Annotated in this window: 15 protein-coding genes and 1 riboswitch; of the genes, 5 read left to right on the forward strand and 10 right to left on the reverse strand. The window is 74.1% G+C overall.

The features are described 5' to 3' along the window. A partial coding sequence (locus RIM90_RS03090) for a hypothetical protein (RefSeq protein WP_309058944.1) occupies positions 1-1,538 on the reverse strand: 1,538 nt, incomplete at its 3' end. 197 nt (positions 1,539-1,735) lie between these two features. Between RIM90_RS03090 and RIM90_RS03095 the strand changes: the two genes are divergently transcribed. Continuing rightward, positions 1,736-2,002, forward strand: coding sequence for a hypothetical protein (locus RIM90_RS03095; protein WP_309058945.1), 267 nt, complete (start codon positions 1,736-1,738; stop codon positions 2,000-2,002). Then, positions 1,999-2,385 (forward strand): hypothetical protein, encoded by a 387-nt coding sequence (locus tag RIM90_RS03100; protein ID WP_309058946.1) that lies wholly within the window; start codon positions 1,999-2,001, stop codon positions 2,383-2,385. Before RIM90_RS03095 ends, RIM90_RS03100 begins: the two co-directional genes overlap by 4 nt. 81 nt (positions 2,386-2,466) lie before the next feature. Here the strand turns inward: RIM90_RS03100 and RIM90_RS03105 are convergent, their stop codons facing one another. The 8 genes from RIM90_RS03105 to RIM90_RS03140 all read right to left on the reverse strand — a co-directional run bounded on the left by RIM90_RS03105 (position 2,467) and on the right by RIM90_RS03140 (position 11,470). Beyond that, a complete protein-coding gene (locus RIM90_RS03105; RefSeq protein WP_309058947.1) occupies positions 2,467-2,883 on the reverse strand; it encodes a transglycosylase SLT domain-containing protein in 417 nt (138 codons plus the stop codon). Between the two features lie 337 nt (positions 2,884-3,220). Then, a complete protein-coding gene (locus RIM90_RS03110) occupies positions 3,221-4,060 on the reverse strand; it encodes an ECF transporter S component (RefSeq protein ID WP_309058948.1) in 840 nt (279 codons plus the stop codon). Continuing rightward, positions 4,057-5,718: an ATP-binding cassette domain-containing protein gene (locus tag RIM90_RS03115; protein ID WP_309058949.1), complete on the reverse strand. Its 1,662-nt coding sequence runs from the start codon at positions 5,716-5,718 to the stop codon at positions 4,057-4,059. The genes RIM90_RS03110 and RIM90_RS03115 overlap by 4 nt, the downstream gene beginning before the upstream one ends. Then, on the reverse strand, positions 5,715-6,824 hold the full coding sequence (locus RIM90_RS03120) for an energy-coupling factor transporter transmembrane component T (RefSeq protein WP_309058950.1): 1,110 nt from the start codon (positions 6,822-6,824) through the stop codon (positions 5,715-5,717). Before RIM90_RS03120 ends, RIM90_RS03115 begins: the two co-directional genes overlap by 4 nt. Positions 6,825-6,954: 130 nt before the next feature. Continuing rightward, the gene (locus tag RIM90_RS03125) at positions 6,955-7,590 is read right to left on the reverse strand and encodes an SCO2322 family protein (protein WP_309058951.1); all 636 of its coding nucleotides are present in this window, start codon (positions 7,588-7,590) and stop codon (positions 6,955-6,957) included. After that, on the reverse strand, positions 7,587-8,810 hold the full coding sequence (locus RIM90_RS03130; protein ID WP_309058952.1) for a terpene cyclase/mutase family protein: 1,224 nt from the start codon (positions 8,808-8,810) through the stop codon (positions 7,587-7,589). Before RIM90_RS03130 ends, RIM90_RS03125 begins: the two co-directional genes overlap by 4 nt. A gap of 129 nt (positions 8,811-8,939) precedes the next feature. Continuing rightward, a riboswitch (cobalamin riboswitch) is annotated at positions 8,940-9,012 on the reverse strand. 183 nt (positions 9,013-9,195) lie between these two features. Continuing rightward, entirely contained in the window at positions 9,196-10,587 is a 1,392-nt protein-coding gene (locus RIM90_RS03135; protein ID WP_309058953.1) for an endo-1,4-beta-xylanase, read from the reverse strand. Positions 10,588-10,789: 202 nt separating this feature from the next. Further along, positions 10,790-11,470, reverse strand: coding sequence for a TetR family transcriptional regulator (locus RIM90_RS03140; RefSeq protein ID WP_309058954.1), 681 nt, complete (start codon positions 11,468-11,470; stop codon positions 10,790-10,792). A 206-nt stretch (positions 11,471-11,676) separates the two neighbouring features. On the opposite strand from RIM90_RS03140, the gene RIM90_RS03145 reads away from it, so the two are divergent. From RIM90_RS03145 to RIM90_RS03155, 3 genes are read left to right on the forward strand one after another with little or no spacing between them, the layout of a single operon-like run. After that, entirely contained in the window at positions 11,677-13,173 is a 1,497-nt protein-coding gene (locus tag RIM90_RS03145; protein WP_309058955.1) for a glycosyltransferase family 4 protein, read from the forward strand. Then, positions 13,167-13,913 (forward strand): methyltransferase domain-containing protein, encoded by a 747-nt coding sequence (locus RIM90_RS03150; protein ID WP_309058956.1) that lies wholly within the window; start codon positions 13,167-13,169, stop codon positions 13,911-13,913. Before RIM90_RS03145 ends, RIM90_RS03150 begins: the two co-directional genes overlap by 7 nt. After that, complete coding sequence (locus RIM90_RS03155) at positions 13,910-14,995, forward strand: terpene cyclase/mutase family protein (RefSeq protein WP_309058957.1); 1,086 nt, start codon at positions 13,910-13,912, stop codon at positions 14,993-14,995. The genes RIM90_RS03150 and RIM90_RS03155 overlap by 4 nt, the downstream gene beginning before the upstream one ends. A gap of 55 nt (positions 14,996-15,050) precedes the next feature. Here RIM90_RS03155 and RIM90_RS03160 read toward each other — a convergent pair whose 3' ends face one another. Then, entirely contained in the window at positions 15,051-15,344 is a 294-nt protein-coding gene (locus tag RIM90_RS03160) for a hypothetical protein (protein ID WP_309058958.1), read from the reverse strand. Between the last annotated feature and the right edge of the window lie 197 nt (positions 15,345-15,541).

Below are 15,541 nucleotides of genomic sequence, written 5' to 3' on the forward strand. Positions count from 1 at the left end.
CGGCTCAGGCACCCGCCGTCGCTGCGCAGCCAGGGCGAGTACGCGATCCGCACGGTCACCGGCCCCGGCCGGGACACGCGCAGCACGACCTCGGCACCGGAGGTCCGCACGACGGTCCCGGGCGCGGAGACGAGCGGCACGGCGTCCCGCACGCGGAACACCTCCCAGTGGGCGTCGCGCCAGACGGGCAGAAGCCAGTCGGGACGGGTCCGGGCGTCCCGCAGGAGCCGGGCCTCCTCCTCGGCGAACCCGTCCGGCTTGCCGCGCGGCAGCACGACGAACCCGACCGCCCACTTGTCCAGCCACTCCCGGTAGGTGGCGGCGGAGAAGGAACCGTCGTAGAAGAGCCGGGCCCGCTCCACGTCGAGCTGACGGTTCCAGCCGCGCGCGAGGTGGACGTGCGGCGCGAGGACGACCGCCTCCCGGTGATCGCGCGCGGGCACGGCCTCGACCCGGGACCGGTCGGCGCCGAGTCCGTCGAGGGCCCGTACGACACCGTGGGTGTGGGTGGCCCAGGCCGGGACGGCGGTGTACTCCCGCAGGTCGTCGGCGGTCTTCTTCCCGAGCCAGCCGACGGAGAAGACGAGGACGGCGACGAGCAGAGTGCGGCGCAGGGCGCGTGATTGCGGCTGGGCGAGCAGGGCGGCGAGGAGCACGACGGGCGCGGCGTACTCGGCGAAGCGCTCCACGTTCGTGCCGACGGGGGAGGGAACGAGATGGGCGAGCACGGTCCCGGCCGCGTAGACGACCCCGCTCCGGCGGGCCACCCGCCAGGCGGGCGGGGCGAGCGCGGCGACGGCGAGACCGAGGAGGACGGGGGGCCATATTCGGGGAGCGGGCATGGGCTGCTCCCCGGTGAAGGGGAAGAGCAGACCGGTCGCCCCGACGACGAGGGCGGGCGGGAGGAGCAGGGCCGCGGCGGGCGCCGGCCGCCTGCCGAGCAGGAACCCGGCGCCGATGACGGCGAGGAACAGCCCGGCGACCGGGGACGCCGTGGTGGCGAGGGCGGCGTAGGCGCCGGCGAGGACGAGACGTTTCTGCCGGGTGAGGAGAAGACAGGCGGCGAGCCCGAAGGCGACACCGAGGGCGAAGGTGGTGCGCCCGGAGGCGACGTTGCACCAGAGGGCGAGGGAGGCGAGGAGAGCGGGGGCGAGGGGGCTTCGGAGCCGCGCGCGCCGGATCAGTGCGGCGGCCAGCCAGGAGGCGGTGATCCCGGAGACGACGGTGAGGGTCCGCACCCCGAGGGCGGCCATCAGGTACGGCGAGACGAGGCTGTAGTTGGCGGTGTGCATCCCGCCGTACCAGAAGAGGTTGTACGCGGAATTCCCGTGCCGGGCGGCGAAGTGGGCCCAGGCCTCCTGAGCGGCGAGGTCTCCGCCGCCGGTGGCGAGGCAGCCCCACCAGAGGGCGTACAGGGGGAGCGTGGAGAGGGTCGCGAGAAGGGGGACGCGGTGACGCCGGTACAGCGTGCGGAGGGTGTGCTTCCGCTGAAGGGCCGTGTCCGTCCGCTGGATCAGGGTGAGTTCGGCAGGGGGCACGGTTGCGAAGACGTGGAACGCGGCGGGGGCGTTTACCGCGGGGCGCTCCTGAGGCGGTTGACGGGCAAGCGGCCCCACGGCCGCCGCACTCCCGGACTTCCGCCGTGCACCTCGGATCACACGGTCTTCACGAGCCCGGACCCGTTCGAGGGCACCGCACCCTCACCGGAGTGTATACGCGAGCGTATACTCCCCGCATGGCTGATGCGATGATTCGGGTGCCTGCCGAGGTGCGGGACCGGCTGGCGGTGATTGCGGAGTCCCGGGGGACGTCGATCCGGATGCTGGTGCAGGAGTTCGCGGAGTCGACGTTGACCGAGGAGGAACGCCGGGAACGGGCGGAGCGGACCCGGGCCTATCTCGCGGAGCACTTCGGTGTCGAGGTGAGCGACGAGGAGAGCGCGGCCATGGGACGCAGGCTCCGGGAGGCGTTCGCCCGGCAGCAGGGCGAGGGCGCCGCGTGATCCTGCACCACCTCGTCCTCGACGCGCCGACTCTGCTGGCGCTCGGCGGCAACCGGCAGGTGTCGGCACTCGTCCACCGCGCCCACTTCGAGACGGAGACCCGTCTGTGGGTGCCGGCGCTCTCGGTCCTGGAGGCCGACCGCGAACGGCTCGGGACCGCCGAGCACGTGGGGCAGTTGGAGGTGCTGCACATCGTCGATCTGGACTACCCCGCCGTGCTGGCGGTTGCCGCGATGCGTCGTGACGGTGTGCAGCCCGGGATCGGCGCCGCGATCCACGCGGCCCGGCATCTGCCCGAGTGGGGCGCCGGCGCGCTCGTCGCCACGGTGGACGCGCAGGCGTACCGGGGGCGCGGTGTGCCCGTGCTCGATCTCGAGCGCTGAGATCGTTCGGGAACGGCGAAGGCGGCGGCCCCGGGGATCAGGGGGCCGCCGCCTTCGGTATGGGGGTGGGGAGAGCCCGGATCAGTACCAGTTGTTGGCCTGCCAGAAGGCCCAGGCGCCGCAGGGGCTGCCGTAGCGGTCCTTCATGTAGTCCAGGCCCCACTCGATCTGGGTGGCGGGGTTGGTCCTCCAGTCGGAGCCGGCCGAGGCCATCTTGCCGGCCGGCAGGGCCTGGACCAGGCCGTAGGCGCCGCTGGAGGCGTTGGTGGCGTTCACGTCCCAGTTGCTCTCGTGCTGGACGATCTTCGCGAAGCACTCGTACTGCGCCGAGTCGCCGATCATCTTCTTCGCGGTCGCCTGGGCCGAGGTGGCCGCCGTCGGCGCGGCCTGGGCGGGTGCGGCGGCGATCAGCGTGCCGCAGGTGGCGGCGGCGAGGGCGGCGCCGGCGACGGCCTTCTTCGGGGCGGCGAGGGTGCGGAGGAGGGAAACGGCGGACACGGGCGGCCTTTCGGTCGGGAGCAGGGGATCGCGGTGCGCGTGCCGGATGCCGCGTGGTGGGCGGCGGGGCATGCGTCGGCGCCGCGGCCCGTGAGGGCACGTCGGCGCCTGGCGACCGCTCCACAGAAACAAATCCGGGGCTTTGCCGCAAAGGTCCCTTTTACTACCCGCGGTCGCATGTCGGGGGGCGCGGTCGCGCGCGCCGGGGGCCGTGGCGCCCGGGTCGGCGCGGCGGCGGCGGGGTCGGCCGGCGCGCCGTGGCTACGGTCCTGCTTCGTACGTGATCCGCGTCATGTGGGGTGGTTCACCGTCCTGGTGACGGACCGCGCGCGGAGCCTCACCGAGGGGGAGGGGAGAAGGTGACCGGCGCCTCGAAAGCCGCCCTCCGGGTGGCGCGGCGCAGGGCCCTGAGGACCGGGGCGCCGAGGGTGAGGGTCAGGGCGACCGTGACCAGCGCCCGGCCCAGGTCCCAGCCGAGGGAGGTGGCCAGGCAGTAGGCCAGGAAACGGGCCAGGTTCGCGGGGACCGCCGCGTCCGGGTCGAAGGAGATGTTCGAGGCGAGGGCGGACATGAAGGGCCAGCCCGCCATGTTCATCACCGTGCCGTAGGCGAAGGCCGCCAGGAAGCCGTACGCCGCCAGCATGAGGAGCTCGGCGCGGCCGCGCAGGCGGTGCGGGCCCGGCAGCAGGCCCGCGCCCATGGTGAACCAGCCCATCGCCAGCATCTGGAACGGGAGCCACGGGCCGACCCCGCCGGTGAGCAGGGCGGACGCGAACATCGTCACCGAGCCGAGGACGAAGCCGAAGCCCGGGCCGAGGACCCGGCCGCTGAGGACCATGAGGAAGAACATGGGCTCCAGGCCGGCCGTTCCGGCGCCGAGGGGGCGCAGCGCCGCGCCCGTCGCCGCCAGGACGCCGAGCATCGCCACCGCCTTCGGGCCGAGCCCGGACTCCGCGATCGTCGCCGCCACGACCGCGACCAGCAGGACGAGGAGGCCCGCGAAGAGCCACGGCGCGTCCTGGGCGTGGGCGTTCAGGGCGGAGGCGGGCGGGGCGAGGAAGGGCCAGCCGAAGCCGGCCACGCCCACCGCGCTCACCAGGGCCAGGGCCGCCAGCGAGCGCGGGCCCAGGCGGACGGCCCGGGCCTGGCGCTGGGTGCCGGTGCTGCTGGTGTTCATGACAGGGCCGCCCGGACCTGGGAGACCGTGAGCCAGCGCTGCGGGGCCAGGATCTTCGCCACCTGCGGGGCGAAGGACGGGGACGCCACGACCACCTCCGCCGCCGGACCGTCCGCGATCACCTCGCCCTCGGCGAGCAGGACCACCCGGTGGGCGAGTTCCGCCGCCAGTTCGACGTCGTGCGTGGCCATGACGATGGCGTGGCCCTCGGCGGCCAGCCCGCGCAGGATCGCCACCAGGCGGGCCTTCGCCGCGTAGTCCAGGCCGCGGGTCGGCTCGTCCAGGAGGAGCAGGGGCGGGCGGGCGGTCAGGACCACCGCCAGGGCGAGGGTCAGGCGCTGACCCTCGGACAGGTCGCGGGGGTGGGTGTCGTCGGCCACGCCGGGAAGCAGCTCCGACAGCAGGGCGCGGCACGTGCCCGGCTCCGCGCCCGCGTCCTGGTCGGCGGCCGCGCACTCCGCGGCGACCGTGTCGGCGTAGAGCAGGTCGCGCGGCTCCTGCGGGACCAGGCCGACGCGGCGGACCAGGTCGCGGGGGCGGGTGCGGTGGGGGACCGCGTCGCCGGTGCGGACCGACCCGGCGGACGGTTCGACGAGGCCGACGAGCGCGCCGAGCAGCGTCGACTTCCCGGCGCCGTTGCGGCCCATGAGGGCGACGGTCTCGCCGGGGACGACGGTCAGGTCGACGTGACGCAGGGCCTGGACGCGGTCGCGGCGGACGGCGAGGGAGCGGACTTCGGCCACGTACGCGGGGGGCGTGGCGTCCGGCTTCGCGCGCCGGAACAGGCGCCTGCCGGCCGGGGGCGGCGCGGGGGCCGGGGCCGCGTCCTGCCGAGGCTCCCGGTCGGCCAGGCGCTCCCGCAGCGGAGCCGCCCTGCGGCGCGCGTCCCGGACCGTGAGCGGCAGGGGGGACCAGCCCGCCAGGCGGCCCAGGCCCACCACCGGGGGGAAGACGGGGGACACCGCCATCACCTCCGCCGGGGTGCCGAGGAGGGGGCGCTCGCCGGGGCCGGGCAGCAGGACCACCCGGTCGGCGTACTGGACGACGCGCTCCAGACGGTGCTCGGCCAGGAGGACCGTGGTGCCCAGGTCGTGGACCAGTCGCTGGAGGACCGCCAGCACCTCCTCGGCCGCCGCCGGGTCGAGCGCGGAGGTCGGCTCGTCCAGGACCAGCACCCGTGGGTGCGGGGTGAGGACCGAGCCGATGGCGACCCGCTGCTGCTGGCCGCCGGAGAGGGCGGAGAGGGGGCGGTCGCGCAGGCCGGCCAGGCCCAGCAGATCGAGGGTCTCCTCGACCCTGCGGCGCATCACGTCCGGAGGGAGGCCCAACGACTCCATGCCGTAGGCGAGTTCGTCCTCGACGCTGTCCGTCACGAAGTGGGAGAGCGGGTCCTGGCCCACGGTCCCGACCACGTCGGCCAGTTCGCGCGGCTTGTGGGTGCGGGTGTCGCGGCCGGCGACCGTGACCCTGCCGTGCAGGGTGCCGCCGGTGAAGTGCGGGACCAGGCCGCTGACCGCGCCCAGCACGGTGGACTTGCCGACACCGGACGGGCCCACCAGGAGGACCAGTTCGCCCTCGGGGACCTCGAAGTCGACGTCCCGGACCGCGGGTTCGCCGGCGCCGTCGTACGTCACCGACACGTTCTCGAAGCGGATCACGACGGCTCCTTGCGGATGACGCCCTCGGGGGCGGGGGTGACGAAGGCGGGGAGCAGGCCGATCAGGACGGCCGCCGCGGGCCACAGGGGGAGGGCGGGGGCGACGAGCGGGACCACGCCGGGGTGCAGGGCCGCCGGGTCGCGGCCGGCGGCGAGGGTCAGCAGCGCCGCGACCGCCGCGCCCGAACCGGTGACCAGCCAGGCGCGGGCGTCCCAGCGGTCGGGGCGGTAGCGGGTGCGCAGGGAGCGCCGGCCGCCCAGCCACAGGCCCGCGAGGGCGGCGGCGAGGCCGGCGAGGAGGACGGGGAGGCCGTAGGTGCCGCCCTCGGCGGTGAGCAGCCCGTACGTTCCGGCACAGACGCCGAGCAGGCCGCCCAGGGTGAGGGCGGCGGTGGTGCGGCGGACGGCCGTCGGGACCTCGGCGCTGCGGCCGTAGCCGCGGGCGTCCATCGCGGCGGCGAGGGCGACGGAACGCTCCAACGCGCCCTCCAGGACCGGGAGTCCGACGTGCAGGAGGCCGCGCAGGCCCTTGTCGGGACGGCCGCGCAGTCGGCGGGCGGCGCGCAGGCGCTGGACGTCGGCGATGAGGTTCGGGGCGAAGGTCAGCGCCACGACGACGGCCACGCCCGTCTCGTACAGGGCGCCGGGGAGGGACTTGAGCAGGCGGGAGGGGTTGGCGAGGGCGTTCGCGGCGCCCACGCAGATGAGCAGCGTGGCGAGTTTCAGGCCGTCGTACAGGGCGAACGTGAGGGCCTCGGCGGTGACCCGGCCGCCGAGGCGGATGCCCTGCGCCCAGTCGGGGAGCGGGACTTCGGGGAGGTGGACGATCACGTGCGTACCGGGGACGGGGGAGCCGAGGACGACCGCGAAGAGGAGGCGGACGAGCAGCACGGCGAGGGCGAGCTTGACGAACGCGCCGTAGGAACGGGCCCAGGGCGCGTTCGGGCGGCGGGTCGCCACGACGTACGCCGAGACGGTGATGAGCAGGGCGAGGAGGAGGGGGTTGGTGGTGCGGGTGGCGGCGGTGCCGAGGGCGAGGGCCCACAGCCACCAGGCGCCGGGGTGCACGGATGCGCGGTGCCGGTGGCGGGTGGTGGGGGCGCTCACCCGCGCTTGCCGGGTGCCTCCCCCGCCCTCGGCTTCGCTCGGGCGGGGGGACCCCCGTCGCCCGCCCGCGCCGCCCCGGGGGTGCCTCCCGGGCCCTTCCGGGCTCCGGGGGAGGCGCGACTGCCCGCACCTACGCACGGCGGCGTACCTGCCAGGCCGCTGCTGCACCCAGGAGCACCACCACGGCGATTCCGGCGACGAGGCCCAGGGACGGGCCGTCGTCGGTCGCCTTGCTCCCCTTTTCCGCGGGCACGGACTTCTCGCCCCCCGCCACCTGCTCCCCGCAGCCCTTCTCCGGGTATCCCGCGATCGCGCACAGCAGGGCGTCGGCGTCGTAGCGCAGGGGCCCCGCGACGGAGGCCAGGGCCTCGGCGGTCGTCGCGTCCGGGGAGACCCGGGCGCAGGCCGTGCGGCCCGCGGGCGGGGTCTCGCCGGAGGGGGCGTCGGCGGGCGTACCGAAGTCGATGACCAGAGCCACGCGCTTCTTGCCGTCCCGCGGCGGGGTCCCGGCGCAGAGGGTGGCGAAGTCGGCGGTGCCGCGGGGCTTCGCCGCGTCGGCGGAGTCCTCGCTGACGGAGAAGCGGAAGCCCTGGACGTCGCCGTCGGAGGGGCGGACGAGGGACGGGCCCTGGGTGGCGTACGTCCACGCCCCGCCGTCGCGCTCCCAGAAGGACCAGTAGCGGTAGCCGGCGGCCTGCGCCTGGCCCGCGCCCGCCGACAGCGGCAGGAGCGCGGCCAGGAGCAGGACGACGGTGCGGCGTATCACGGCTGCTGCCTCTTCGCGCGGCCGCTGATCAGGAAGCCGATGCCGATACCGGCGACCAGGCAGACGCCGACGAACCACCAGACGCCGAAACCGGAGTCCGATTCGTCCTTCTTTTCCTTGTCTTCCTCGCCGTTCGTCGCCTGGGTGGCCTGCTCGGGGGCGGACGGGCCGGTGGCCGTCAGCTGCTTCACCAGGTCCGTGCCGCCGAAGCCGCGCGGGTCGGCGCCGGTGGCGTGGGCCGCGAAGATCAGCTGGGCGTAGGCGGCGGGACCGCTCCGGGCGGCCCAGTCGGCGGCGTTCTCCTCCAGCCAGGCCAGGGACTTTCGCGCCGGTCCGGTGGCGCCCTGCGCGGCGAGCGCGACGACCGCGTCGGCGGTGTTGCCGTAGTCGGGCTGGTCCTCGGCGCCGGCGAGGGCGGAGGTGAGGTGGCCGTCCTCGGCGAGGGCCTCCGTGAGGTGGGCGGCACCGTTGGCGGCGGCCTGCTCGGGGGTTTCGGCCTCCTCGCAGCCGGCCTCCGCCGTCGCGCCCTTTCCGGGTCCGGTCACCAGGCCCTTGCCGAGCGAGCCGAGGACGCCCGCCGCCGTCGCGTCCGCGTTGGCGGCCAGCTCGCCCTTCTTGTCCGGCTGGAAGGCGAAGGCGCCCGCGCCGTCGGCGTCGCACGGGAGCGCCAGCTTCAGCAGGGCGTCGTAGGGGGACCTGCCGTCCTTCTGCACGTCGGCCGGCTTCTCGCCGGCGGCGGCCAGCGCGCCGATGACGACGGAGGTGGAGTTGGTGTCGCTGGCGCCGCCCGCCGTGTAGCCCCAGCCGCCGTCCTCGTTCTGCACGGACTTCAGCCAGTCGACGGCCTTCTCCGTGACGGCGTCGTGGCCGCCGAGCGCGGCGAGGGCCTGGACGGCGGCGGCGGTCTGGTTGGTGTCGACCGCCGTCTCGGCGTCGCACGCCTTCGCGGGGTCGGCGCGGTACGGGGCGAAGGAGCCGTCGGCGCACTGCTGCCCGGCCAGCCAGTCGACGGCCGGCTTCGGCGGCTCCACGCCCACCGTGTGCTGCGCGAGCAGGGCGAGCGACTGGCGCCAGACGCCGTCGTACCGGGGGTCGCCGTCGCCGTACAGGGCGGACGGGAGCGCCTGGGACGGCGAGGGGGACGGGTCGGCGGCGGCCGGTGCGGCGGCGCCGATCACGGCGACGGCGGCCAGGACCGCTGCGCTGCGGCGGACGTTCATGATCGGCGGGTGCCTCTCCCTGCGAAGGGCCGGGCAGCGCGGGACACCCCGGCGGCTCGGCTCCGTATACCTCGACGGTGCCGTGCACCGGCGGAGCGCCGGGCACGTGAGCCGGTCACGATCCGTCCGGGGCGTTCCGGCTGACCGTCCCCGGGGACGGCTCACGGTTGCGGGTCAGCGCCGGAATTGCACCGGCTTCCCCCCGTACGGGTGTGATGACGACGCCGTCACTCTACCCGCCCGTAGGGAGGGGGCCAGGGGCGGCTTCCTGGGGTGACGGGGGTCACGCCGCCGGTGGGACGGGGCGGCTGCGCGCGGCCGGGCACCACGAGAGACCGGCCCGCACCCTCGGCGGGGATGCGGGCCGGCCGGGGCGGGGGTCCGGTCAGGAGGCCGTGCAGGCGCCGACCTGCGGGGGCGCCGAACCGCCGTTCCTGTTCACGGTGAACCCGAAGCTGGTCGAGGCTCCGGCCGCCAGCGTGCCGTTCCAGCTGGACTTCACCGTCATGACGTTGCCGCTGCTGTCCCAGGCGGGTGTGCCGTTCCAGACCGAGACGACCTTCTGGGGGGCCGTCAGCGTGACGTTCACGCTCCAGTTGCTGATCGGCGAACTGCCCGCCGTGACGGTCACCTTGCCGTTGTAGCCACCGCCCCAGTCCTCCGCCGTGGTGTAGGTGGCGGTGCAGGCCGCACCCGGGGTGCCCGGGCCGCCGGGGCCGCCGCCGGAGGTGCCGCCGAGCGCGCTCAGCACGGCGTGGTAGGCGGGCTTCTTGTTGTAGTTGTCGTCGAACAGCAGCGGCGTCCCGCTCGCCCGCCACGAGTACTTGTCCGGGATGCCCCACACCGTGATGCCGGTGCAGCGCGTCACCGCCAGGCAGGCCTTCACGACGTTGCCGTAGTGGGTGGCCTGGGTCGTGCCCGAACCCTCGATGTCCAGCTCGGTGATCTGCACCTCGACCCCGAGGTCGGCGAAGCGCTGGAGGTTGGCCTGGTAGTCGGAGGGGACCGGGGAGGCGCTGTTGAAGTGGGACTGGAAGCCGACGCAGTCGATCGGCACGCCGCGGGACTTGAAGTCCTTGACCATGGTGTAGACGGCATTGCTCTTCGCGTTGACGCCGTCGGTGTTGTAGTCGTTGTAGCAGAGCTTGGCGTCCGGGTCGGCCGCGCGGGCGGTGCGGAAGGCCTCCTCGATGAAGCCGTTGCCGAGCTTGTCCTGGAAGGGCGAGCTGCGCCGGGCGCCGCTGCCGCCGTCCTGGAACGCCTCGTTGACCACGTCCCAGGAGTGGATCTCGCCCTTGTAGTGGGTCATCACCTCGGTGATGTGGTTGTTCATGGCCGTCCGCAGGTCGGCGGCGCCGAGCCCGGAGACCCAGCTCGGCAGCTGGGAGTGCCACACCAGGGTGTGCCCGCGGACGTCCATGCCCCGGCTCTGGGCGTGGTTCACGATCCGGTCGGCCGAGCTGAAGTTGAAGGAGCCGCGGCTCGGCTCGAGGGCGTCCCACTTCATCTCGTTCTCGGGGGTCACCGAGTTGAACTCGGTGTTCAGCGTGGAGACGTACTGGGCTTCGCTCAGGCGGTGCGCGGCGACCGCGGCACCGAAGTAGCGGCCCTTCTCGGCGGCCGCCGCGCCCAGGGTGTCGGCGGCGTGGGCGGTCTGGGGGAGTGCCGCGAGCGCGGTGACGGTGAGCAGGGCGGTGGTGGTGACGCCCAGGACGGCGCGCAGGCGGCCGCCGCCCCTCGTGGCTCTGGATCCGGCTCTGCTTTTGATCATGAGCATGTCATCCCTTTTCCGGTGGGGTCCCGCGGTGCGGAGGGCTGGGATCGTCTGCCGTGCTGGTGATTCGAAAGTTTCGGACTCGATTCCGAATGGATGCGGAGACCATACGGAGGGTTGGGGGAGTGGTCAACCGTTCGTGCGCGACCGGGGCCGGTATGGCTGAAGTGCTAACGGTGCTGAAGGGGTGTGTGCTGACGAGAGGTCACCGAAAGTTTCGGGGGGTGTCGGTCCCCTCCGGGGCCGTCAGGTCCATCAGGCGGCACGCCATCTCGATGTCGATCCTCACCTGGGCGATGGAGGCGCGGCCCGAGAGCCAGGCGATCAGGGTCGAGTGCCAGGTGTGCCCGATGACGCGGACCGCGGCGAGCTGGTCGGGCGTGGGGTCGGTGAGGCCCGCGGCGTCCAGGATGATCGCCGTGGTCTGCCGGGAGACCTGGTCGACCTCCGGGCTCGCGCTGCGGTCCGCGAAGGTCAGGGCGCGCACCATGGCGTCGGCCAGGTGCGGCTCGCGCTGGAGCGCGCGGAAGGCCCGCATCAGGGTCTCGGCGGCCCGTTCGGCCGCGGTCTCGCCGGTCGGCGGCTTCTTCCGCAGGGTGCCGTGCAGGCGTTCCAGCTGGTCCTGCATCGTGGCGACCAGCAGATGGACCTTGGACGGGAAGTAGCGGTACAGCGTGCCGAGCGCCACCTGGGAGGACTCCGCGACCTCGCGCATCTGCACCGCGTCGAAGCCGCCCCGGCCGGCCAGCTGCGCGCTCGCGTGCAGGATGCGGCGCCGGCGCGCCTCCTGCCGCTCGGTGAGCGGTGAGGACGGGGTGGTGCGCGGGGCGCCGGCTTCCGTCTTCGCCGCCTGGTCCGCCTTGTCCCTGTTGGCTTCCGCGGGCATGGGTCCCGTCCGTGACAGTCGGTGAGGGTGAATGATCAGACAGCATGGCACGCCGTCCGTCGTGGCGTGAATCACCTGATCAACTGCTCACAGCGCCCTTACCTGCCGGTAGATTCGGAGCCTCTGAACGATCAACTCTGAAACTTGTTCTAGATGAGCGTCCCGGCGTAGTCTCGCGGGACAGTGCAGGGAGAAGGGGGCCCAGAGTGACCGCTGAGGCCAGTCAGGCCGGGCCCTCGGAAGGGCCCGCATCCGACGGCTTGCGACCGCTCCGCATCGCACTCCTCACCTACAAGGGAAACCCGTTCTGCGGCGGGCAGGGCGTCTACGTACGCCACCTCTCGCGCGAACTCGCCCGCCTCGGGCACCGGGTCGAGGTCATCGGCGCCCAGCCCTACCCCGTCCTCGACGAGGGGTACGACGGGCTGAGCCTCACCGAGCTGCCCAGCCTCGACCTCTACCGCCAGCCGGACCCCTTCCGCACCCCGAAGCGCGACGAGTACCGCGACTGGATCGACGCGCTCGAGGTCGGCACGATGTGGACCGGCGGCTTCCCCGAGCCGCTGACGTTCTCCCTGCGCGCCCGCCGCCATCTGCGCGCCCGGCGCGGCGACTTCGACGTCGTCCACGACAACCAGACGCTCGGCTACGGCCTGCTCGGCGACGTCGGCGCGCCCCTGGTGACCACCATCCACCACCCCATCACCGTCGACCGGCAGCTGGAGCTGGACGCCGCCGAGGGCTGGCAGCGCCGGTACTCGGTGCGCCGCTGGTACGCCTTCACGCGGATGCAGAAGCGGGTGGCGCGCCGCCTGCCGTCCGTGCTCACCGTCTCCGGCACCTCCCGCCAGGAGATCGTCGACCACCTCGGCGTACGGCAGGACCGGATCCACGTCGTCCACATCGGCGCCGACACCGACCTGTTCGCGCCGGACCCGTCGGTGCCGGTGGTACCGGGCCGGATCGTGACCACGTCCAGCGCGGACGTGCCGCTCAAGGGCCTGGTCTTCCTCGTCGAGGCGCTGGCGAAGGTCCGCGCCGAGCATCCCGGGGCCCACCTCGTCGTGGTCGGCAAGCGGCCCGCGGAGGGGCCCGTCGCCCAGGCGATGGAGCGGTACGGGCTGGAGGGCGCCGTCGAGTTCGTCAAGGGCATCTCGGACGCGGAACTCGTCGACCTCGTGCGCTCGGCCCAGGTCGCGTGCGTGCCGTCGCTCTACGAGGGCTTCTCGCTCCCGGCCGCCGAGGCGATGGCCACGGGCACCCCGCTGCTCGCCACGACCGGCGGCGCGATCCCCGAGGTCGCCGGCCGCGACGGGGAGACGTGCCTCGCCGTGCCGCCCGGTGACGCGGAGGCGCTGGCCGCTGGGCTGACCAGGCTGCTGGGCGACGCGGAACTGCGTGCGCGCCTCGGGGCGGCCGGCCGGGAACGGGTGCTGCGGCACTTCACGTGGGCGCGGGCGGCACAGGGCACGGTGGCCCGCTACCGCGAGGCGATCGCCCTCGCGGGCCGCGACGCCGCGGACACCCGCGCCGCGGGCACGGTCCGGCGCCGCTCCGCGGCAGGCCACGACCGCCCCGCGACCACGCCTCCCGGCCGCTCCGCGGCCCTCGCGGACGCCGCCGCCGGCACCCCCGCGGACACCGGCGCCGTATCCGTGACCACCGCCGAAACCTCAGACCGCGAAAGCAGGGCCACGTGCTGACCGTCGACTTCTCCCGGTTCCCGCTCGCCCCGGGCGACCGTGTCCTGGACCTCGGCTGCGGGGCCGGCCGGCACGCGTTCGAGTGCTACCGGCGCGGTGCGCGGGTCGTGGCGCTGGACCGGAACGGCGAGGAGATCCGCGAGGTCGCCAAGTGGTTCGCGGCGATGAAGGAGGCCGGGGAGGCGCCCGCCGGGGCCACCGCGACCGCCATGGAGGGCGACGCCCTCGCCCTGCCCTTCCCCGACGAGTCCTTCGACGTCGTGATCATCTCCGAGGTGATGGAGCACATCCCGGACGACAAGGGCGTCCTCGCGGAGATGGTGCGCGTCCTCAGGCCCGGCGGCCGGATCGCGATCACCGTCCCGCGCTACGGCCCGGAGAAGGTGTGCTGGACGCTGTCCGACGCCTACCACGAGGTCGAGGGCGGCCACATCCGCATCTACCGGGCCGACGAGCTGCTGGCGAAGATCCGCGAGGCCGGCCTGCGCCCCTACGGCACCCACCACGCGCACGCGCTGCACTCGCCGTACTGGTGGCTGAAGTGCGCGTTCGGCGTGGACAACGACAAGGCGCTGCCGGTGCGGGCGTACCACAAGCTGCTGGTCTGGGACATCATGAAGAAGCCGCTGGCCACCCGGGTCGCCGAGCGGGCGCTGAACCCGGTGATCGGCAAGAGCTTCGTGGCGTACGCGACCAAGCCGCACCTGCCGCGCGCCGAGGCCGAGGCGGACGCCACGTGACGACTTCCCGGAGCCCTCGGACGGAACACCTCGTCCTGCCCGGGGTCCTCACCGCGGAGCAGGCCGCCGCGACCGTCGCGGGCATCCTCGCCGTGCAGCGGGAGGACGGCGCGATCCCGTGGTTCCGCGGGCACCACCTGGACCCCTGGGACCACGTCGAGGCCGCGATGGCACTGGACACGGCCGGCGAGCACGAGGCCGCCGAACGGGCCTACCTGTGGCTGGCACGGCACCAGAACGAGGACGGCTCCTGGTACGCCGCCTACGCCGACGGCGACCCGGGCGACGTCACCGACCGGGGCCGCGAGACCAACTTCGTCGCCTACGTCGCCGTCGGCGTCTGGCACCACTACCTCTCCACCGGCGACGACACCTTCCTGGACCGCATGTGGCCGGTGGTGTACGCGGCGGTGGAGTTCGTGCTGCGGCTGCAGCAGCCCGGCGGGCAGATCGGCTGGCGGCGCGACGACGACGGCACGGCCACCGCGGACGCGCTGCTCACCGGCTCCTCCTCCGTCCACCACGCGCTGCGCTGTGCGCTGGCCGTCGCCGAGCAGCGCGAAGAGCCGCAGCCCGACTGGGAGTTGGCGGCGGGCGCGCTCCGGCACGCGATACGGCACCACCCGGAGCGGTTCCTGGACAAGGACCGCTACTCGATGGACTGGTACTACCCGGTGCTCGGCGGCGCGCTCACCGGTGCCGAGGCCAAGGCCCGCATCGAGGAGGGCTGGGACCGTTTCGTCGTCCCCGGCCTCGGGGTGCGCTGCGTGGTGCCCAACCCGTGGGTGACCGGCGGCGAGTCGGCCGAACTCGCCCTGGCCCTGTGGGCGATGGGCGAGTCCGACCGCGCGCTGGACGTGCTCCAGTCGATCCAGCACCTGCGCGATCCGGAGACCGGCCTGTACTGGACGGGCTATGTCTTCGACGACGACGCGATCTGGCCGCGCGAGCTGACCACCTGGACGGCCGGCTCCCTGCTGCTCGCCGTCGCCGCACTCGGCGGCCACGAGGCCACCTGCGCGGTGTTCGGCGGCGGCCACCTGCCCCGGGGCCTCGACCCGGACTGCTGCGCCCTGGTCTGAGGAGCGGTGGGCCGGCCCGCCGGGCCGGGGTGTGCGGGGCCGGTCGGGGACCGGTTCAGTGGCGGCGCAGGCGGCCCGCGATGGCGTGGCCGATGAAGAGGTAGACGACCGCGGCGAGTCCGTAGCCGGCGACCACCCGCGCCCACGCCTCGTCGAAGGTGAACAGGTCACGCGACCAGCCGGCCAGCCAGTTGGCCGCGTTGTGGACGAACTGCACCAGGTCGTTGGCCCGGTTGGCGTCCAGCAGGTACATCAGAATCCACAGTCCGAGGATGACGGCCGTGATGTCCGCGATCACCGCGACGACCGTCCCCGCGGAGTTGGAGCCAGTGCGATATCGAGGGGACATGCTTTCCGTCTGGCCCCGGAACCCCGGTTGAAACCCGGATACGACGACGGCCCCCCGCCCGCAGGGGCGAGGGGCCGCGAGGAGGGGGGCCGGGACTTCAGCCGCGCTGGATCCCCGAGGTGTCCTGGAGCACACCGCGACGGCCGTCCTGCGTCTGGGCGACGAGGGCCTGACCGCGCTGCTCCACCGCCAGGTAC

This window comes from Streptomyces sp., assembly GCF_031181555.1.
GTDB classification, from domain to species: Bacteria; Actinomycetota; Actinomycetes; order Streptomycetales; family Streptomycetaceae; genus Streptomyces; species Streptomyces fimbriatus.